This window comes from Pseudarthrobacter raffinosi (assembly GCF_023913735.1).
Classification (GTDB): Bacteria; Actinomycetota; Actinomycetes; order Actinomycetales; family Micrococcaceae; genus Arthrobacter; species Arthrobacter raffinosi.
Window position 1 is genome coordinate 43,470 of sequence record NZ_JAMXBH010000009.1, and the last position, 20,628, is coordinate 64,097.

A 20,628-nucleotide genomic window follows, 5' to 3' on the forward strand; every position below is an offset into this window, starting at 1 on the left:
ATGGCCGGGACTTCATCCGGCGACATCGCTCCAAGCATGCCACCGGCCGGGCCCGTTATGGTGGTGCCATGACTGAAGATTCACTGAACAAGGCAGCAGTAGTAACCGGCGCCAGCACCGGCATCGGCGAGGCAACCGTGCGGGCATTGCGGGCGGAAGGCTGGACGGTATTCGCTGTGGCACGCCGCGCCGAACGGCTGGCCGCGCTGGAAGCTGAAACAGGCGCCGTCGGAATTCCCGCTGACATCACCGAGGACGACGACGTCGCCAGGCTCCTTGCCCGCGTCACCGAAGCCGGCGGCGTGGGGACGCTCATCAACATCGCCGGCGGGGCCCGGGGTGCTGACCTGGTGGGCGAGGCCAACACCGAGGACTGGGAATGGATGTTCCGGGTCAACGTCCTCGGCACCGTGAAGCTCACCCGGGCGTTCCTGCCGATGCTCCGCGCCACCGGCGAAGGAACTGTCCTGAACCTGACGTCGACCGCCGGACTGGTGGCCTACGAGGGCGGCGGCGGCTACAACGCCGCCAAGTTTGCCCAGCACGCACTGACCGGTGCCCTCCGGCTGGAGGAGGCGGAACACAACATCCGAGTCATCGAGGTAGCCCCGGGCCTTGTCCGCACCGAAGAGTTCGCGCTCAACCGCTTTGGTGACCAGGACGCCGCGGAGAAGGTTTACGAGGGCGTGGAGAAGCCCCTGACCGCAGCCGACGTCGCCGACGTGGTGCGCTACGCCGTCAGCGCGCCGCACCATGTCAACCTGGACCAGATCGTGATCCGGCCCGTTGCACAGGCGGCCACCCACAAGCTGATCCGCAAGCGTTAGGGAAGCTGGATCTCCAGGGTGGCGATCACTGCAGCGTGGTCGGTGCCGCGGACCGGGTGGACCGAGTAACCCGAACTTAAAATGTCCGGGCTGGTCACCAAATGGTCCAGAGCCACGCCGGGAAGGCTGTAATCCCGCATCGGCCAGGTGGGGATGAGCCGGCTGCCCAACGCGGTTGCAACATCCACCAGTTTCCGGCCGCCGCCGGCCCCCTCCAGCATCGCGCGGAATTCCCAGTGGTCATATGTCGCGTTGAAATCGCCCGCCAGAAGCGTAGGACCGGCTCCGCTGCTTGCCCGGGCCACAGCTGTAAGGTCACTTCGCCATTGATGAACTGCAATGTCCACGGGCGCGTGCGCGTGCACATTGATGACCGTCAGCCCGGCGCCGGCGCCGGCGCCTGGGTCACTGGTCTCAAGCCGGACAACCGGCATGCTGAACGCTGTGTCAGGGACCATTCCCACCTCCTTAAGCCGGAAAGACGAGTAGACGGCGCTGCCGGCCGCTCCGTTCCGGGGATGGGACACGCGGTGGGGAAGCACGCTGCCCAGGTCCGCCCGCGCCAGCCGCTTCTCCAACTCCGGGCTGTGCTCCTGGACGGTCAGCAGGTCAACATGGTGGTCCCGGACCAGCCGGACGATGGCGGCGCTATCAGCACCCCCGAGCCGGGCATTGAGGTTCATGACTGTCAGCTTCGCCGCGGCTGGAGCATCCGGCCCCCGGACCTGGGGGTACCCTCCCTGCCGGGCCAGGAACACTTCCGGCGGGAACAGCCAGGTAAGCTGTGCGGTCAGCAGGATTGCCGCCGGCAGGATAGCCCAGGCACGCCGGCTGGGCAGTGCCAGCAACACCGCGGCCGCGGCGAGGAATGCCAGCCACGGCGTAAAGGCCACTACCTGCACCACAAGCGGCGGCCACGGCGCCGGAACGGCGCGGAACCAGGACACCACCACAACAGGGGCCGCAACCAGGCCAGCAGACAACAGCCAGCCGTGGTGTGCACGATGGCCCATCAGGGACCGGAACAAATCGCCCGGGAGACTGTCATGGCACGAGTCTAAAGAGTCGCCGCCCTGGCGTCGCCCGTTGATTGGATCGGCTTTGCGATGAAGCCCAACGTTTACCGTCCAGTCGCACTCCGGCCAGCCCGCTGTGGCCTGACGTTGGCCGCAGGACGGCACTGTAGCAGGCGCAAAACTGCACACCACCAGAGTGGAGATTCCTTCCTATGCGCACCCCGATGAAGCTTGGCGCTGCCGTACTCAGCGCAGCCCTGCTCCTCACGACTTCGGTTCAGGCCCAAGCCGCTGACACGAACCCCAACGGCACGGACAACCATTTTGATCTACAGGCCCACCGCGGCGGACTCGGCCTGACCGTCGAATCCACCCTGGCGTCTTTCGCCAAGGGCCTCGAGACCGGCGTGTCCACCCTGGAACTTGACCTCCAGATCACCAAGGACGGCCGCGAAGTCATCACGCACGACCGCAAGATCAGCAACAAGAAGTGCCTCGATACCGCGCCGGTCACGCCGAACGATCCGCAGTTCCCCTATGTGGGCAAGTACGTCAAGGACTTGACCTTCGAACAGGTCCGAAGCCTGGACTGCGGTTCGCTCACCCAGCCGCAGTTCCCGGGCCAGACGGCGTCTCCCGGCGCCAATATGCCGACTCTGGCCGAGGTTTTTGAGCTCGCCGACGCCCACCGCGCCAGCCAGGTGAAGTTCAACATTGAAACGAAGGTCGAAGCCGGCGCTCCGGCGGAAACCGCCCCGCGCGAGCAGTTCATCGACGTCGCACTCCGGGAAATCAACGCCGCCCAGATGCAGAGCCGCGTCTCCATCCAGAGCTTCGACTGGGGCTCCCTGCGCCTCGTCCAGCAGCGCGACCCGCAGATCCGCACCGTGGCCCTGACCAACAAGGACTTCCTCCAGGCCGGGCAGCCGGGCAGCTCGCCGTGGCTTGGCGGGATTGACGCCGACGACTTTGGCGGCGACCTCATCGCTGCAGCGTCTTCCCTCGGCTTCGACGCCGTCTCTCCCGTGCACGGCACCCCGCAGAACGGCAAAGTGACCGATCCGGGCTACGTCCCCTACGTCACCGCGGACATGGTGGAACGTGCGCACGCTGCCGGGATGCAGGTCATCCCGTGGACCGTCGATGACCAGCCCACCATGCGGGCGCTGATCGACACCGGCGTTGACGGGATCATCACCGACTACCCGGACCGGCTCCGCGATGTCATGGCTGCTGCCGGGATGAAACTGCCGCGCGGCTTCTAGTACCGGCCCGGGCGCCCAGCCGCCGTCACTGCGTTTCGCTGCCCGGCGGACCGCGCTGTTCTTTCAAGGCAGTGTGCAGTGAAACGCAGTGACTTCTCCGGTAACATCGTCGTATCAGCTTTGACCCGGCCATCACCGGTGAGCTTCCGGAAGAACGCCCCGGCGCAAGGATCAGCACGCGCCAGGGCCGGTAGAACCGGACGGGTAAGCCCGTCACAGCAGTAATGAGCGGCCGGCGCACCAACAAGCTTCCCCCGGAGCATGGTGGAGTGCCGGTAAGTGAGGTGGTACCGCGGTAAGCGTGCAGTCCCAGGACAGCACACGAGCCGTCCTCGCATCCTGAACGGAACCATCCAGCAGCGGCTGAGTGGTTCACCAGCTCAATCCAGGATGTCGAGAATGACGTATTACCCTAAAGCCTCAGCTTCCCCTTCGGCTGCAGTTTCGAGCGGCGCTGCCGCCGGTGTCTCCGCCTCCGTCAAGTTCCCGGAGATCGAAGAGCGCATCCTGAAGTACTGGGACCAGGACGGCACTTTCCAGGCCAGCATCGACCAGCGAAGCGCCGACGCCCCCGGCGGGCAGCCCGGCAGCAACGAATTCGTCTTCTACGACGGCCCTCCCTTCGCAAATGGACTGCCGCACTACGGCCACCTCCTGACCGGGTACGCCAAGGACCTCGTGGGCCGCTACCAGACACAGCGCGGCCGCCGCGTTGAACGCCGCTTCGGCTGGGACACCCACGGACTGCCGGCTGAACTGGAAGCCATGAAGCAGCTGGGCATGACGGACAAGACCCAGATCGAGGCCATGGGCATCGATAAGTTCAACGACGCCTGCCGTGCCTCCGTAATGAAGTACGCCGATGAGTGGAAGAGCTACGTCACCCGCCAGGCCCGCTGGGTGGACTTCGACAACGATTACAAGACGCTCAACGTCGAATACATGGAATCGGTCCTGTGGGCGTTCAAGCAGCTGCACGAAAAAGGCCTGACGTACAACGGCTACCGTGTGCTGCCGTATTGCTGGAAGGACGAGACTCCGCTGTCCAACCATGAGCTCCGCATGGACGACGACGTCTACAAGAACCGCCAGGACCAGACTGTCACGGTGACGTTCCCCATCACGGCAGGGGAGTCGGCGCTGTCGAAGCAGCTCGCCGGCGTCCAGGCGCTCGCCTGGACCACCACGCCCTGGACGCTGCCCACCAACCTGGCGCTCGCCGTCGGGCCTTCCATCACCTACGCCGTTCTCCCCGCCGGACCCAACGGCGTCAAGGCCGCTTCGCCGGACGCGCCCGTCACCGGCAGTTTCCTCCTGGCCGCGGACCTGCTGGCCGCGTACGCCAAGGACCTGGGCTATGAGGATGCGGACTCCGCCGAGGCCGCCGTGACGTCAACCCACACCGGCGCCGACCTGGAGGGCCTGGCCTACCAGCCGCTGTGGAACGACTTCAGCGACGACGAAAAGTACGGGACGCAGAACGCCTGGCGCTTCCTCGTGGCCGACTACGTCACAACAACCGACGGCACCGGCATTGTCCACCAGGCCCCCGCTTACGGTGAAGACGACCAGAAGGTCTGTGAAGAGGCCGGCATCCCGGTGGTCCTGTCCGTGGACGAAGGCGCGAAGTTCCTGCACCTGTTCAGCCACGGCGACCTGCACGACATCGTGGGCCTTCAGGTCTTTGAAGCCAACAAGCCCATCACCCAGGTGCTGCGCGCGCAGGGCCGGATGGTCCGCCAGGCCAGCTATGAGCACAGCTACCCGCACTGCTGGCGCTGCCGCAACCCCCTGATCTACCGCGCCGTGTCCTCCTGGTACGTGGAAGTCACCAAGTTCAAGGACCGCATGTCCGAACTGAACCAGGACATCAACTGGATCCCGGGCAACGTCAAGGACGGCCAGTTCGGCAAGTGGCTGGCCAACGCCCGCGACTGGTCCATCAGCCGCAACCGCTACTGGGGCAGCCCCATCCCGGTGTGGCAGTCCAGCGACCCGGAATTCCCGCGCACCGACGTCTACGGCTCGCTGGCCGAGATCGAGGCCGACTTCGGCCGCCTGCCGCTGAACAAGGCCGGCGAGGTTGACCTGCACCGCCCGTTCATCGATGAACTGACCCGCCCCAACCCGGACGATCCCCGGACGCCCGAAGAGGGCCAGTCCGTGATGCGCCGTGTCGAGGACGTCCTGGACGTCTGGTTCGACTCCGGCTCCATGCCCTACGGCCAGGTGCATTACCCGTTCCAGAACGAAGCCTGGTTCGACACTCACAACCCCGCGGACTTCATCGTGGAGTACATCGGCCAGACCCGTGGCTGGTTCTACATGCTGCACATCCTCTCCACGGCGTTGTTTGACCGTCCGGCGTTCCGAAACGTCATCAGCCACGGCATTGTGCTGGGCTCGGATGGGCAGAAGATGTCCAAGAGCCTGCGCAACTACCCGGATGTCTCCGAGGTCCTGGACCGTGACGGCTCCGACGCCATGCGCTGGTTCCTGATGTCCAGCCCCATCCTGCGCGGCGGCAACCTGGTGGTCACCGAACAGGGAATCCGCGACGGCGTCCGCCAGGTCATCCTGCCCCTGTGGAACGTGTACAGCTTCTTCACGCTGTACACCAACGCTGCCGACGGTGGAAAGGGTTACGACGCGAAGCTCCGCTACGACGGGTACGCCGACACCCTGGACCAGTACCTGCTGGCGAACACCGGTGACCTGGTCCGCAACATGACCGCCCAGCTGGACAGCTACGACATCTCCGGCGCGTGCGATGAACTGCGCAGCTACCTGGACATGCTCACGAACTGGTACGTCCGCCGCAGCCGTCAGCGCTTCTTTGACGAGAGCGCTGACGCCTTCGACGCGCTGTACACCGCGCTGGAGACCGTGTCCCGCGTGGCCGCCTCGCTGCTGCCGCTGGTCTCCGAGGAGATCTGGCGCGGCCTCACCGGCGGACGCTCCGTGCACCTGGCCGACTGGCCGGACGCGGACCTGTTCCCGGCCGACGCGTCGCTGGTGGAAGCGATGGACCGCGTGCAGCAGATCTGCTCCACCGGATCCTCGCTGCGCAAGGCCGCCAACCTCCGCGTGCGGCTGCCGCTGCAGGAACTGACCGTGGTGGCACCCGGCGCGGATGCGCTGGGAGGCTTCGCCGCCGTCGTCGCCGATGAACTGAACCTGCGCTCCGTGCGCCTGCTGGACGCCGAGAGCGCCTCCCCGGAGGAGTTCGGCATCGAGCAGAAGCTCGTGGTCAACGCACGCGCCGCGGGACCGCGCCTGGGCAAGAACGTCCAGCAGGCCATCAAGGGCGCCAAGTCCGGCGACTGGTCGGTTTCCGACGCCGGAGTGGTCATCGCCGGAGGCCTGGAGCTGGAAACCCAGGAGTACACCCTGGAGACCGTGGTGGCAGAATCCGACGGCGGATCGGCTTCGGTAGCTGTCCTGCCGGGCGGCGGCTTTGTGGTGCTCAACACCGAGGTCACGCCCGAACTTGAGGCCGAAGGGACGGCTAGGGACATGGTCCGCGCCATCCAGCAGGCACGCAAGGACGCTGCACTGAATGTGAGCGACCGGATCCGCACCACCGTCACGGCCGCTCCCGCCGTGCTGGAGGCGCTGCTGGCAAACGCCGAGCTGGTCAAGACCGAAACCCTGACCCTGGAGCTGGCCACAGTTCCGGCTGAGTCAGGCGAACCACGCATTACCGTCGAAAAAGTAGAGGCTTGAGCTATGACTGACGAATTCTCCGTGGAAAGTGTCTACGCCGAGTTGCTGGGGCGTGCGCCGGAAAACAAGATGGAGCCGCGTCTTGCGCCGCTGTTCCGGGCTATGGACGTGCTGGGGGAGCCCAATAAGGCGTTCCCGATCATCCATGTGACCGGCACCAACGGCAAGACCTCCACGGCCCGGATGATTGAGGCCGGGCTGCGCGCGCACGGCCTGAGTACCGGCCGCTACACCAGCCCGCACCTGTCCAAGGTCACCGAGCGGATCAGCATCGACGGCCACCCCGTCTCTGACGAAACGTTTGTCCGGATCTGGGACGAGATCCGCCCCTACCTGCAGATCGTCGACGACGAACTCACCGCGGCGGGGGAGCCCCGGCTCACGTACTTTGAGTGCCTGACCATCCTTGGCTTCGCGATTTTCGCGGACCAGCCCGTCAACGTTGCCGTCATCGAGGTGGGCCTGGGCGGCATCACCGATGCCACCAACGTGGGCGACGGCCTGGTTTCGGTGGTCACCCCCATTTCCCTGGACCACACGGACCTGCTGGGCGATACCACCGAGGACATTGCCTACGAGAAGGCCGGCATCATCAAGCCCGGTGGTTACCTCATCAGTGCCTCGCAGCCCGTTGATGCTGCGCAGGTACTGCTGGAGAAAGCCAAGGACGTGGGAGTCCCGTTCCGGTTTGAAGGCGTGGAGTTCGGCGTCGAATCCCGGACGGTTGCCGTGGGCGGCCAGGTGGTGAGTATCCAGGGCATCGCCGGCCGGTACCCGGAACTGCTGCTGCCGCTGCACGGCGCGCATCAGGCCCAGAACGCAGCAGTGGCAGTGGCAGCCCTCGAGGCCTTCTTCGGCGGCGAGAAGGAACTTGACGCCGAGGTGCTCCAGGAGGCCTTCGCATCCGTCACGTCCCCGGGCCGCCTTGAGGTTGTCCGCACGGCGCCCACCATCATTGTTGACGCGGCCCACAACCCGGACGGCATCAGGGTCTCGGCCGAGGCCATCCAGGAGGCCTTCAGCTTCACCCGGCTGGTGCCGGTAGTGGGAGTCCTGAAGGAGAAGGACGCCGAAGAGATCCTGCGCCAGCTCAAGGAATCCTTGGGCGAGATCGCCCAGGAATACTGCTTCACCCAGTCCAATTCGCCACGGGCAGTGCCCGCGGCCGAACTGGCTGAACTGGCGGTGGAAATGGGCTTCGGCGAAGACAACATCCACATTGCTGAGAAGCTCGACGACGCCCTCGAATGGGCCGTGGAACGCGCCGAAGCCAGCGACGACCTCTCCGGCGGCGTGCTGGTGACGGGGTCCATCACCCTGGTGGCGGAAGCCCGGATCCTGCTCGGAAAGACGGAGGCCTAGCCGTGGCGAAGCTGACCAAAGCGCAGCGCGAATGGCGCCCGGGAATGCCCAAGAAGCGCCGGTCCACCAAAGTGATGTTTGCCTCCACCGTCCTGCTGCTTGAAGCGTTTGTGGTGTTCTTTGCAACGCTGGCCGTCTTTGGCCTCAGGCGCGGCGAGTTTCCGCCGGCGCTGATCCTGGGCATCGGCATCGCACTGAGCGTAGTGATGATCCTGGCCTGCGCGGTGCTGTCCAAGCCCTGGGGCGTGGGACTGGGCTGGATCCTGCAGATTGTGCTGATCCTTACCGGCATCGTTGAGCCCATGATGTTCCTGGTTGGCGCGCTGTTCGGCCTGGCGTGGTGGTACGGAATCCGCACCGGCATCCGGATCGATTCCGAAGCCGCAAAGCGCGAACGCGACCAGGCCGAGTGGAACGCGTCGCACGGGGACACCCCGGAAGCCTCGTAGAATTGTCCCGAAACCACCCATTACGCATTGGAGCAGCTATGACCATTGAGCGCACCCTGGTACTGATCAAGCCCGACGGCGTTGCCCGCAACCTCAGCGGCGCCATCCTGGGCCGCATTGAGGCCAAAGGCTACACCCTCGCCGAACTGAAGAAGGTTGACGCCAGCCGGGAACTGCTGGAGCAGCACTACGAAGAACACGTGGGCAAGCCGTTCTACGAGCCCCTCGTTGAATTTATGCTCAGCGGACCGGTGGTGGCCGCGATCTTCGAAGGTCACCGCGTCATTGAAGGCTTCCGGTCACTGGCCGGTACTACGGATCCCACCACTGCGGCTCCCGGCACCATCCGTGGCGATTTCGGCCGTGACTGGGGCCTGAAGGTCCAGCAGAACCTGGTCCACGGCTCCGACTCCGTGGACTCGGCCCAGCGCGAAATCAAGATCTGGTTCCAGGACTAACGTCCACCCGCGAACTGCGCGAACGGACACTTGAGTCCACAGTGCGAACGGACACTTGAGGCCCCGGGAAACCGGGGCCTCAAGTGTCCGTTCGCGCTTGTCCGTTCGCGCTTTTTTGTGCGTCTGGTGCGGGGGCTCGCGTCAGAAGCCCGAGGTTCCCGCAAACACCTGGATGAAGGCGAAGAAGATGCTGGCGATGACCGCCACGTACAGCAGCGCCGTAATGATCCAGCCCGATTCGCCCAGCACACGTGCCGCACCGGACGGGACGGGGATGACGCCGTGGACGACGTTGCGGATGGTTACCCAGACGAAGAGCGGGATCATCGCGGCCCAGACGATCATGCAGAACGGGCACAGAACGTGGATGTCGTAAAGTGCCTGGGACCAGAGCCACACCACAAACGCGAAGCCGAGCGTGACGCCGGCCTGGAGACCTGTCCAGTACCAGCGGGCGAAGGTGGCGCCGGACAGCAGGGCCATGCCCACGGTGATGATGACGGCGAACGCGACGATGCCAATGAACATGTTGGGGAACCCGAACGCCGAGCTCTGCCACGTCTGCATGACCTGGCCGCAGGAGATCCACGGATTAACGTCGCAGGCCGTTACATGATTCGGATCCTCGAGGACAGCGAGCTTTTCCAGGACCAGCGCCCCCGAGGCAAGCCAGCCGATGGCGCCGGTGACTACCATCAGCCAGCCGAGGGGCCGGTTACGTGCCATCGGCGGCACAGTCCCGGGCGTGGCGGGAAACGGCTCCGCCGCAGGGGAGGCAGCCGGCGTGTCGGTGCCGTGGGAGGAAATGCTGGGCATGGTGTGTGGCGTCCTTTGCTTCGGGTGCTCCTTGCCCCGATTGTAACGCCGGTGACTGGAAGCAGCATTCAGTCAGCGCCGTCAGGTACCGATCCGTTGCCCGTGGTTCCGCCGCCTTTCAGCCCGGGTGTGAGAGAATGAACATGGCTGGAGGCCGACCCACATTCGGACTCCGGTCCGGTGGCTTGTTTCAAGACCGCCAATGATGAGCAGGGCAGGCTTCGGATTCTCTGATTCGGCTTCCCGCAATTCCATTGGTCGGCACCTGGTTGTGGCGTTTAGAACAACGGGTTTCAGGACACAGCCGACGGCTCCCACGGGCTGCCGCACCCCTCTGCCGGTGCGAACCTGGGAGTATCCACTTGACTTCTGTCAACGCCTGCGGGTTTTGACAATATGTGCCCCAATGGGTGCCGGATGTGGCGGTACGTCAGGGGCAGGAGTGTTGCCACATATGGAAAACGAACAAACACCAGCCGTTAATGATGAAGCCGTCGCCGAGGCTGCGGAAGCGCCCAAGAAGGCCACCCGGACACGTCGGAAGGCAGTGCCGAAGGCCGCAGAGGCCGCACCGGTGAATGACGCCGCCGAGGCTGAGCCTGCGACGGACGCCGCACCGGAGCCTAAGGCGCCGGTCCGCCGCACCCGAGCACGTAAGAAGGTGGAAACCGCCGAACCGTTGCCGGCCTTCGCTGCTGAGGTTCTCGAGGCACCTGCCGCCGTTGTTACCGAGACTGTCGTAGAGCCCGCCGCCGCCGTCGAACCCGAGGCCGGAGCCGCAGCCCCTGAGGCTGCAGCGGAGACCAAGCCTGTCCGCCGCCGCCGCGTGGCCACCCGCAAAACTTCGGCCCCCGACGTCGCTCCCGCGGCCGTCGACCAAACGGCTCCGGAACAGGCAGCCCCTGAAACTGCGCCAACGCCGGCCCCGGAAGCAGAGGAAGCCGCCGCGCCCGCAGTTACTGCCGCCGCCGCGCCCGCAGCAACCGCCGCCGTCGCCCCCGCCAAGGCTGCCGATGTCAACGCTGCCGCCGCGCCGCCTGAAGAACCGGCTGCTGCTGAGTCTGCCAGCCCGTTCAGTTCACTGTTCCTTGAGCCGGCGTCCACCACGTCGGTACTTTTCCAGGCCCCTGACCTCAGCACCGTGGTCCGCCCCGCACCGGCCGCCGCCGTGGCTGAGGAGCCGGAAGAGGACGACGCCGAAGACGGCGAAGCGGACGACGCCAACGGCCGCCGCAGGCGCCGCAGCCGTGGTCGCCGCGGACGCAGCCGCACTGGCGAAAGTGATGCTGACGGCGATAACGAGGGCGACGACGGCGCAGCCGAAGAAACCGATGATGAATCCGCCGGGCAGGCCGATGAGGGCGTGACGTCCCGTCGTCGTCGCCGTCGCCGCCGTGGCGACCAGGATCTGGAACTGACTGGCGGAGAAGGCGACGACCCGCCCAACACGGTGACTCGCGTCCGCGCGCCGCGCGCCGCGACCGAAGCGCCGGTCAACAACCGCGTCACGTCTGTCAAGGGCTCCACCCGCCTCGAAGCCAAGAAGCAGCGCCGCCGCGAATCCCGCGACACCGGCCGCCGCCGCACCGTCATCACCGAGGCCGAGTTCCTGGCCCGCCGCGAATCAGTTGACCGGCAGATGATCGTCCGCCAGCGCGACGACAGAATCCAGATCGGCGTCCTCGAAGACGGCGTCCTGGCCGAGCACTTTGTCTCCAAGACCCAGCAGGACTCCCTGATCGGCAACGTTTACCTCGGCAAGGTGCAGAACGTCCTGCCGTCCATGGAAGCGGCGTTTGTTGACATCGGACGCGGCCGCAACGCCGTCCTGTACGCCGGTGAAGTGAACTGGGAAGCCGTTAATCTCGAAGGCAAGCAGCGCCGGATCGAAAACGCGCTCAAGTCCGGCGACACCGTCCTGGTCCAGGTCACCAAGGATCCCGTGGGCCACAAGGGTGCACGCCTGACCAGCCAGATCTCGCTGCCCGGCCGCTACCTGGTCTATGTACCCGGCGGCTCCATGACCGGAATCTCCCGCAAACTGCCCGACGTCGAGCGAAACCGCCTCAAGCGCATCCTCAAGGACCGCCTCCCGGAGCACGCTGGCGTCATCGTCCGCACCGCTGCCGAAGGCGCCTCGGAAGAGGAACTCACGCACGACATCAACCGGCTGCGCGCGCAGTGGGAGGGCATCGAAAGCCAGTCCACGTCCACCAAGATCCTCGCGCCGGAGCTGCTCTACGGCGAACCTGACCTCACCATCAAGGTGGTCCGTGATGTCTTCAACGAGGACTTCTCCAAGCTGATCGTCTCCGGTGAAGAGGCCTGGGACACCATCGAGGCCTACGTCACCTACGTTGCCCCGGACCTCGTGGGCCGCTTGGAAAAGTGGACCAAGGACCAGGACATCTTCGCTGCGTGGCGGATCGATGAGCAGATCCACAAGGCCCTGGAACGCAAGGTCTTCCTGCCTTCGGGCGGCTCGCTGGTCATCGACCGCACCGAAGCCATGACCGTGGTGGACGTCAACACCGGCAAGTTCACCGGCAGCGGCGGCAACCTCGAGGAAACCGTCACCAAGAACAACCTCGAGGCAGCTGAAGAAGTGGTCCGGCAGCTCCGGCTCCGCGACATCGGCGGCATCATCGTCATCGACTTCATCGACATGGTCCTCGAATCCAACCGCGACCTGGTCCTGCGCCGCATGGTGGAGTGCCTGGGCCGCGACCGGACAAAGCACCAGGTGGCCGAAGTGACCTCGCTGGGCCTCGTGCAGATGACGCGCAAGCGCATGGGCACCGGGCTCCTGGAAGTCTTCGGCGAGCAGTGTGAAACCTGTGCAGGCCGCGGAATTGTCACCCACGACGACCCCGTGGAACACCGCCGAGCCAACATCGTAGCCGCGGAGCACCACGTGCAGCGGGTTGACAGCCGCCCCGAAAGCCAGCGCACCGATAACATACGCACCGACAGCCAGCGCCCGGACAGCCAGCCGGGTGGCCGCACTGACCGGAAGCGCCGCCGCGGACGGGGCGGCCAGCCGCTGGAAACGGTACCGGCAGCTCCGGTGCAGATCCACACGGTCCACCCGGAAGCCAGTGATGCCGAGCGCCATGCCAAGGCGGAGGCCACGCGGGCAGCGCTTGCGAACATTGCGGCCGCAGCCCACGCTGCGCACCTGCACGACGACGAAGTGGCTCACGCATCAGCCGCCGCGGGCCGGCAGCCTGCTGCGCCGGTGCCGGCTCCGGCTGAGCGGTCCGAAACGGACTCCAACGGCCGCCCGGCCGCAGTGCTGACATTCGGCGGCGAGCGGGTGGTGCTTCCGTTCGTGGCGCACCACGATGACCAGCCGCATGCACCTGCCCTGACACTTGACCGCCTCGCGGAGGCCTTCGCCCACCTTGGCGAGCCGGCACCTGTAGCGGAAAGCAAGCCGTCGGCAGTCCAGGCAACTGAAAGCCAGCCGGCCGAACCTGCCCGCCAGCAGCAGCCAGCCGCGGCGGAGAAGGATTACTCCGACCACACCGAGGAGCCCCGCGCCCGCCGTCCCCGGCGGAACCGGAGTGCCAGCCGTGCCCAGGGTGCCGCCAACGCCACGTCCGTAGAGCATCACGAAGCCGCTCCGGCGGCTGCCGCCGGACACACCCACGCCGCCAAGGCGCCGGAGCCCGTCAAGGCTCCTGTGGCCGACAAACCGGTGGCCGCCAACGCGCCCATCATCCTGGGCGTAGGGGTTCCGGCCTCGGAGCTCTGACCAAGCTGATAGCTCTGACCAAGCAGTAGGGCAAGCGAATACAACGGCGCCCGGACGTGCCTGTGAATCACAGGCTGCGTCCGGGCGTCCGGCGTTAAGTCCCGGGGAGCGCTAGGCTGGTGACTGACACGGGGTGCCGCGCAGAGAGCCGGCTGAGATCCACACCCGTTGAACCTGTCCGGTTAGCACCGGCGAAGGGATGTCTCCTTTGGCTTCAACTTCTGTCCTTCCCCCTGCAACACCCGCGGCGGCTCTGCCGGAAACCACAGCAACCCGGGCTGAGGTCCGGCCCGCACCAGGCCGCTCTTCTGCGGTCCAGGTGCTGCGTGACGTTCCGCGGGTGCTGTCCATTGCCGGATCGGACCCTTCAGGGGGCGCGGGCGTCCAGGCCGACCTCAAAAGCATTGCTGCCCTTGGCGGCTACGGCATGGCGGCCATCACCGCGCTGACGGTCCAAAACACCCAGGGGGTCCAGGCGGTTCACGTCCCGCCTGCGTCCTTCTTGGGCCAGCAGCTCGATGCCATCAGCGATGACATCACCATCGACGCGGTCAAGATCGGCATGCTGGGCGACGCTGCGGTGATAGGCGTGGTCCGCGACTGGCTGGAAAAGGTGCGTCCCGCCGTCGTCGTTCTTGATCCGGTGATGGTGGCCACGAGCGGCGACCGGCTGCTGCAGGAGTCTGCCGAGGCGGCCCTGCGGGAGCTGCTCCCGCTCGCGGACCTGATCACCCCCAACCTGGCCGAACTGGCCATCCTGGTGGGGGAGCCGCAGGCGAGGGAATGGCACGACGCGCTCGGGCAGGGGCAGCGGTTGTCCGCCGCGACCGGTGCCACTGTCCTGGTCAAGGGCGGCCATCTCGACGGCGGTGCGTGCCCGGATGCCCTGGTCAACGCTGCCGGGCTGCTCGCCCAGGAGGTGGTGGAAGTGAGCGGGGACAGGATCCCCACGCGCAACAGCCACGGCACCGGCTGCTCGCTGTCATCGGCCATGGCCACGGCCCAGGCCAGGCTGGGGGACTGGGAAGCCGCATTGCGGCAAGTGAAGCCCTGGCTGGTGGGCGCGCTGCAGGCCTCTGACCAACTTGAGGTGGGCGGGGGCAACGGCCCCATCAACCACTTCCACCACATGCAACAGGTTCCGGCAGCCGGCGAGTTCGCAGAGACGCTGCGCCAGGCGTCGGAGCCGGATCTTGCAGCCATCTACGGACTGGATTTCATCCGCGACCTGGCGGCCGGCACATTGGCTGAGGAACAGTTCGCCTATTACCTCGCCCAGGACGCCATCTACCTCAACGGCTATTCGCGGGTCCTCGCCCGGGCCAGCGCGCTGGCGCCCACGGAAGCCGCCCAGCTGTTCTGGGCAAAGTCGGCCCAGCAATGCCTTGAGGTCGAGTCCGAACTACACCGCACGTGGCTAAGCACCAGGACAGTGGACTCAGTCTTTGGACCTGTCACCAAGTCCTACGTGGACCACCTGCTGGCGGCCTCGGCCTCCGGCAGCTACGCGGTCCTCGTGGCGGCGGTACTGCCGTGCTTCTGGTTGTATGCCGAAGTGGGACAGACTCTCCACGCGGAGTTCCTGGCTGCGGGTGCACCGGCAGCACATCCTTATGCCGACTGGCTGCGGGCCTATGCTGACGAGGATTTCGCCCAGGCCACGCGCGACGCCATCGCCTTGGCTGACGACGCCGGCCGTAGCGCTTCCGCGGATGAACGGGCGGCGATGCTCGTGGCTTTCAGGCAGTCATGCCGGTTCGAAGTGGAATTCTTCGACGCGCCGCGAATTCATTCCTGACAGGCTGCGGCCCTTGCGGCCTGTACGATAGTCAGGCACGGTTTTGGATTGTCAGTGCAGTACCTGCTTGTGGGTCCTATCACAGACAACCTGCCGTAACCAGCCTCATTTGCGGCCGAAGGCAAAATTAGCGTATTCTAGATCTTCGGTGCTTACGCCAACACTTGGGTTACGACCCCACGGCGTTGAGGCACAGCGAGAACCCAGCCAATTATGGAACAGGGTTCAGCACGCAAATTTAGTAATAAACGTCGAGAGAAGTGAGTTCCCAAGTGGTGTACGCGATTGTCCGCGCAGGCGGCCGCCAAGAGAAGGTTTCCGTTGGAGACTTCGTTACCCTGAACCGCGTCCCCGGTGGAGCCGGCAGCACCTTTGAGTTGCCCGCACTGCTCCTGGTAGACGGTGACAAAGTCACCTCTGCTGCTGCGGACCTGGCCAAGGTAACGGTTACGGCTGAGATCCTCGAAGACCTCCGTGGTCCGAAGATCGTCATCCAGAAGTTCAAGAACAAGACCGGTTACAAGAAGCGCCAGGGTCACCGTCAGGAATTGACCAAGGTCAAGATCACGGGTATCAAGTAACTCTTCGTTACTGTTCAGGTTCTTCAGCAGATTCCCCAGAATTTTAAAGGCAGGCATTTCAAATGGCACATAAAAAAGGCGCGAGTTCCACTCGCAACGGTCGTGACTCCAACGCCCAGTACCTCGGCGTCAAGCGCTTCGGCGGCCAGGTAGTTTCCGCAGGCGAGATCATCGTCCGCCAGCGTGGCACCCACTTCCACCCGGGCGCCGGCGTTGGGCGTGGCGGCGACGACACCCTGTTCGCATTGGCACCGGGAGCCGTCCAGTTCGGCACCCGCCGCGGTCGCCGCGTTGTTAACATCGTTGCTGCTGCAGCTGCAGAGTAACAAATAGTTCTGAAGCGGTGGAGCGGGCCATTTTGGTCCGCTCCACTGTTCTTTTAACCGCATTACAATCGTTTTGGCGTCTTTGGGCGTACAGGAAACAGCACTGAGGAGATCCACGTGGCGAGCTTTGTAGACCGGGTAGTACTGCACGTATCCGGCGGTACCGGCGGCCACGGCTGTGTCTCCGTCCACCGGGAGAAGTTCATCCCACTGGGCGGACCCGACGGCGGTAACGGCGGCGACGGCGGCAACGTCATCCTGCGCGTTGACCACCAGACCACTACCTTGCTCGACTACCACCACTCCCCGCACCGCCACGCCACCAACGGCGGGTCCGGCATGGGCGACTGGCGCGGCGGCAAGAATGGCGAGACCCTCATCCTGCCCGTGCCCGACGGCACCGTGGTCAAATCCAAGGACGGCACCGTCCTGGCAGACCTGGTCGGCGAAGGAGCAGAATACGTGGCGGCCGCCGGCGGCCAGGGCGGCCTGGGAAACGCTTCGCTGTCCTCGCAGAAGCGCCGTGCCCCGGGCTTCGCCCTGCTGGGCATCGAGGGTGAGGCCCGTGACGTTGTGCTGGAACTGAAGTCCATCGCGGATATCGCGCTGGTGGGTTTCCCCTCTGCCGGCAAATCCAGCCTGATCGCGGCCATGTCCGCTGCGCGGCCCAAGATCGCAGACTACCCCTTCACCACGCTGATCCCGAACCTGGGTGTTGTCCAGTCCGGCGATGTCCGCTTCACCATTGCAGACGTTCCGGGCCTCATCGAGGGCGCCAGCGAAGGCAAGGGCCTTGGCCACCACTTCCTGCGCCACGTGGAGCGTTGCGCCGCCCTGGTGCACGTACTGGACTGCGGCACGCTGGAATCGGACCGTGACCCGTTGGCAGACCTGGCCATCATCGAGGCCGAGCTGGAAAAGTACTCCGTAGACATGAGCTTCGCGGGTGCCGACGGCGAAGTGGTTCCGCTGAACCACCGTCCGCGCCTGGTCGCCCTGAACAAGGTGGACCTTCCGGACGGCAAGGACATGGCTGAATTTGTCCGCCCGGAACTCGAGTCACGCGGCTACCGGGTCTTCGAGATCTCGGCCACCAGCCACGAGGGTCTCCGCCAGCTGGGCTTCGCCATGGCGGAAATCGTCCAGGCCGCGCGTGCCGCCCTCGCGGCCGCCCCGCCCAAGGTCCAGCCGCCCATCCTGCGGCCCCGCGCCGTCAACGAAGCCGGCTTCAAGATCCGCCGCGAGGAAAAGAACCTCGAGCCGCTCTTCCGCGTACTGGGCGACAAGCCTGTCCGCTGGGTCAAGCAGACCGACTTCACCAACGAGGAAGCCATCGGCTACCTCGCTGACCGCCTGGCCAAGCTCGGCGTCGAAAACGAACTGTTCAAGCAGGGCGCCAAGCCGGGCGACGCAGTCGTGATCGGCGAAGATGACGGCGTTGTCTTCGACTGGGAGCCCACCATGAGCGCCGGAGCCGAAATGCTCGCATCACCGCGTGGCACGGATATCCGTTTCGCGGACGTCGGCGACCGCCCCACCCGTGGCCAGAAGCGTGACGAGCAGCAGGAACGCAAGGATGCCAAGGCCGCCGCCCGCGCCGAGCTCGAAGCCGAGCGCAAGGCCGGGATCTGGACCGAATCGGTCAGCGGCCGCCGCGCTGCCAAGCCTGTCACTGAGAGTGGACTGGGCGTTGAAGATGACGAGTGAGGCCACTGAAATGACCGAAAATTCCACAGTAATCATCGAGGAACCCAAAGACGACCGCAGTGTGCTCGCCCGGGCCCGCCGGATCGTTGTCAAAGTAGGGTCGTCGTCGCTGACCAGCATCAAGGGCGGCATCTCGGAAGAGTCCCTGACCGCCCTCTCAGATGTCTTGGCCGCCAAACATAACGCCGGCACGGAAATTATCCTGGTTTCCTCGGGAGCCATTTCCGCAGGCCTTGCGCCCCTCGGGCTGGTGAAGCGCCCGCGTGACCTCGCGACCCAGCAGGCCGCCGCCAGCGTGGGCCAGGGCCTGCTCATGGCGCGCTACACGCACGCGTTCGGCGCCCATGGAGTCACCGTCAGCCAGGTGCTGCTGACCGCAGATGACCTCATGCGTCGCAGCCACCACGCCAACGCTTTCCGTGCACTGAACCGCCTCCTCAACCTCGGCGTGGTGCCGGTGGTCAACGAAAACGACACCGTTGCCACGCACAAGATCCGTTTCGGCGACAACGACAGGCTCTCAGCGCTCGTGGCCCATCTGGTCCGTGCTGACGCCCTGATCCTGCTGTCCGACGTCGACTCGATATACGACGGCCCGCCCGCCAAGGGCGCCAAGCGCATTTCCCAGGTGGACGGCCCCGGAGATCTTGAGGCAGTGACTATCGGGAAGCCGGGCAAGGCAGGCGTAGGCACCGGCGGCATGCAGACTAAAGTCGAGGCTGCCATCATGGCCGCCGACTCCGGCATCCCGGCGCTGGTCACGTCCACAACCAACGCCGCAGCCGCCCTGGCCGGTGAGGACGTGGGGACCTGGTTCACCGTGAACAGCGGCCGGAAGTCCGTGCGGATGATGTGGCTGGCCCACCTGGCGCACGTTCAGGGCAGGCTCTTCCTTGACGACGGCGCCGTGCACGCTGTGCGGGACAATCGCTACTCGCTGCTCCCCGCCGGAATTTCATCGGTGGACGGCACCTTCGAAGCCGGCGACGCCGTCGAGATGGTGGCCGGCGACGGTACCGTCATCGCGCGCGGTTTGGTTAATTACTCTTCCGAAGAGCTTCCCCAGATGCTGGGGCGCTCCACAGTGGAACTGGGCGAGTCCCTGGGCCGCGGATTCGACCGTGAGGTTGTCCATATCGACGACCTGGTTCTGGTCTGAGCGGTCCGCTCGCCTAGACTTGAAGGATGACTGAGGCACTGATTTCCCAAGCCACTGGCACTTCCGACGATTCAACCGTGGTTCCTCCCGGGCGGGAACAGGGGGGGACCCACACTCCGGCGAAGGTTGAGGCGGCCGTCCACGCCATCGCTGACCGCTCACGGCAGGCAGCCCGCCAGATGGCCGGGGCCAACCGCGCCCGGAAGGACAGTGGCCTCCGGGCCATCGGTGCCGCATTGCTGGCGCGGAAGGACTTCATCCTGTCGGCCAACGCCAAGGACGTTGCGGCCGGCAAAGCCAACGGCACGTCGGCGGCCCTGTTGGACCGCCTCACCTTGACCGAAAGCCGGATCGACGGGCTCGTGGCGTCCCTGGAAAACCTGGCCAGCCTGCCCGATCCGGTCGGAAACGTGGTCCGAGGCCAGACCCTCCCCAATGGGCTGCGCCTGCGCCAGATCAACGTGCCCATGGGAGTGGTTGCCGCCATTTACGAGGCCCGCCCCAACGTCACTGTAGACATCGCCGGTCTTGGCCTCAAGAGCGGCAACGCCGTCATCCTCCGCGGCGGCACTGCTGCCGCCTCCACCAACGAAGCACTGGTCCAGATCCTCCGCGAAGCCCTGGACTCCGTCGGGCTGCCGGCCGATGCCGTGCAGACAGTGGACCAGTACGGCCGTGAAGGTGCGAATGCGCTGATGCGTGCGCGCGGCCGCGTTGATGTCCTGATTCCGCGCGGCGGCCGGGACCTGATCCAGTCCGTGGTGCTGAACGCCGCCGTGCCGGTCATCGAGACCGGCGAGGGCAACGTGCATATCTTCATCGACGAATCCGCCAGCGAGGACATGGCGGTGGAGATCCTGCTGAACGCCAAGACCCAGCGGCCCAGTGTCTGCAACACCGTGGAGACGCTGCTGGTCCATTCGCGGTCCGCCGTGCTGCCCGCCGTCGCCGCCGCGTTGCGCGGCGCCGGGGTCACCCTCCACGCCGACGAGCGCATCCGTGCGGCGCTGCCTTCATCTGTTGAGTCCGTTCCGGCAACGGATGAGGACTGGGGAACCGAGTACATGGACCTGGACCTCGCCGTAGCAATGGTGGACAGCCTGGATGACGCCGTCAAGCACATCCGGACCTGGTCCACGGGCCACACCGAAGCGATCCTCACCAACGACCTGGCCAACGCGGAGCGGTTCATCGCCGAGGTTGACTCTGCCGCGGTCATCGTCAACGCGTCCACGCGGTTTACCGACGGCGGCGAGCTGGGCCTCGGTGCCGAGGTTGGCATCTCCACGCAGAAGCTGCACGCCCGCGGCCCGATGGGACTGACAGAGCTCACCACCACTAAGTGGATCGTGCAGGGCGAAGGCCAGGTCCGCGGGTAGCA

General features: G+C 65.6%; 15 protein-coding genes and 1 riboswitch. Of the genes, 13 read left to right on the top strand and 2 right to left on the bottom strand.

What is annotated here, in order from left to right; translation table 11 throughout:
* Positions 1-68: 68 nt before the first annotated feature.
* Positions 69-827: an SDR family oxidoreductase gene (locus NG698_RS09775; protein WP_141140833.1), complete on the top strand. Its 759-nt coding sequence runs from the start codon at positions 69-71 to the stop codon at positions 825-827.
* On the opposite strand, the gene NG698_RS09780 is transcribed toward NG698_RS09775, so the two are convergent.
* Entirely contained in the window at positions 824-1,840 is a 1,017-nt protein-coding gene (locus NG698_RS09780) for an endonuclease/exonuclease/phosphatase family protein (protein WP_252609481.1), read from the bottom strand. The two genes, NG698_RS09775 and NG698_RS09780, sit on opposite strands and share 4 nt — an antisense overlap.
* 215 nt (positions 1,841-2,055) lie before the next feature.
* Between NG698_RS09780 and NG698_RS09785 the strand changes: the two genes are divergently transcribed.
* The 5 genes from NG698_RS09785 to ndk all read left to right on the top strand — a co-directional run bounded on the left by NG698_RS09785 (position 2,056) and on the right by ndk (position 9,103).
* Positions 2,056-3,108: a glycerophosphodiester phosphodiesterase gene (locus NG698_RS09785; RefSeq protein ID WP_252599530.1), complete on the top strand. Its 1,053-nt coding sequence runs from the start codon at positions 2,056-2,058 to the stop codon at positions 3,106-3,108.
* Positions 3,109-3,507: 399 nt separating this feature from the next.
* Complete coding sequence (gene ileS, locus NG698_RS09790) at positions 3,508-6,834, top strand: isoleucine--tRNA ligase (RefSeq protein WP_252609483.1); 3,327 nt, start codon at positions 3,508-3,510, stop codon at positions 6,832-6,834.
* 3 nt (positions 6,835-6,837) lie between these two features.
* A complete protein-coding gene (locus NG698_RS09795) occupies positions 6,838-8,196 on the top strand; it encodes a bifunctional folylpolyglutamate synthase/dihydrofolate synthase (protein WP_252609485.1) in 1,359 nt (452 codons plus the stop codon).
* Positions 8,197-8,198: 2 nt separating this feature from the next.
* Positions 8,199-8,645 carry a DUF4233 domain-containing protein gene (locus NG698_RS09800; protein WP_111909021.1) on the top strand — a complete coding sequence of 149 codons (447 nt, stop codon included), beginning with the start codon at positions 8,199-8,201 and terminating at the stop codon, positions 8,643-8,645.
* A 38-nt stretch (positions 8,646-8,683) separates the two neighbouring features.
* Positions 8,684-9,103 (top strand): nucleoside-diphosphate kinase, encoded by a 420-nt coding sequence (gene ndk, locus NG698_RS09805; RefSeq protein WP_252609487.1) that lies wholly within the window; start codon positions 8,684-8,686, stop codon positions 9,101-9,103.
* 141 nt (positions 9,104-9,244) lie between these two features.
* Here ndk and NG698_RS09810 read toward each other — a convergent pair whose 3' ends face one another.
* Positions 9,245-9,919: a vitamin K epoxide reductase family protein gene (locus tag NG698_RS09810; RefSeq protein ID WP_252609489.1), complete on the bottom strand. Its 675-nt coding sequence runs from the start codon at positions 9,917-9,919 to the stop codon at positions 9,245-9,247.
* Positions 9,920-10,373: 454 nt separating this feature from the next.
* On the opposite strand from NG698_RS09810, the gene NG698_RS09815 reads away from it, so the two are divergent.
* From NG698_RS09815 to NG698_RS09845, 7 genes are all read left to right on the top strand, one after another.
* Complete coding sequence (locus tag NG698_RS09815) at positions 10,374-13,676, top strand: Rne/Rng family ribonuclease (RefSeq protein WP_252609491.1); 3,303 nt, start codon at positions 10,374-10,376, stop codon at positions 13,674-13,676.
* 119 nt (positions 13,677-13,795) lie between these two features.
* Positions 13,796-13,893: riboswitch (TPP riboswitch) on the top strand.
* The gene (gene thiD, locus NG698_RS09820; protein ID WP_252609493.1) at positions 13,876-15,474 is read left to right on the top strand and encodes a bifunctional hydroxymethylpyrimidine kinase/phosphomethylpyrimidine kinase; all 1,599 of its coding nucleotides are present in this window, start codon (positions 13,876-13,878) and stop codon (positions 15,472-15,474) included. Its footprint overlaps the riboswitch before it by 18 nt.
* Positions 15,475-15,746: 272 nt before the next feature.
* Complete coding sequence (gene rplU / locus NG698_RS09825) at positions 15,747-16,055, top strand: 50S ribosomal protein L21 (protein ID WP_018773353.1); 309 nt, start codon at positions 15,747-15,749, stop codon at positions 16,053-16,055.
* 62 nt (positions 16,056-16,117) lie between these two features.
* On the top strand, positions 16,118-16,381 hold the full coding sequence (rpmA, locus tag NG698_RS09830; protein ID WP_056340543.1) for a 50S ribosomal protein L27: 264 nt from the start codon (positions 16,118-16,120) through the stop codon (positions 16,379-16,381).
* 117 nt (positions 16,382-16,498) lie between these two features.
* Positions 16,499-18,088: a GTPase ObgE gene (gene obgE / locus NG698_RS09835; protein WP_252609495.1), complete on the top strand. Its 1,590-nt coding sequence runs from the start codon at positions 16,499-16,501 to the stop codon at positions 18,086-18,088.
* A 10-nt stretch (positions 18,089-18,098) separates the two neighbouring features.
* Complete coding sequence (proB, locus tag NG698_RS09840) at positions 18,099-19,247, top strand: glutamate 5-kinase (RefSeq protein WP_252609497.1); 1,149 nt, start codon at positions 18,099-18,101, stop codon at positions 19,245-19,247.
* A gap of 26 nt (positions 19,248-19,273) precedes the next feature.
* Positions 19,274-20,626 (top strand): glutamate-5-semialdehyde dehydrogenase, encoded by a 1,353-nt coding sequence (locus NG698_RS09845; protein WP_252599521.1) that lies wholly within the window; start codon positions 19,274-19,276, stop codon positions 20,624-20,626.
* Positions 20,627-20,628 lie beyond the last annotated feature (2 nt).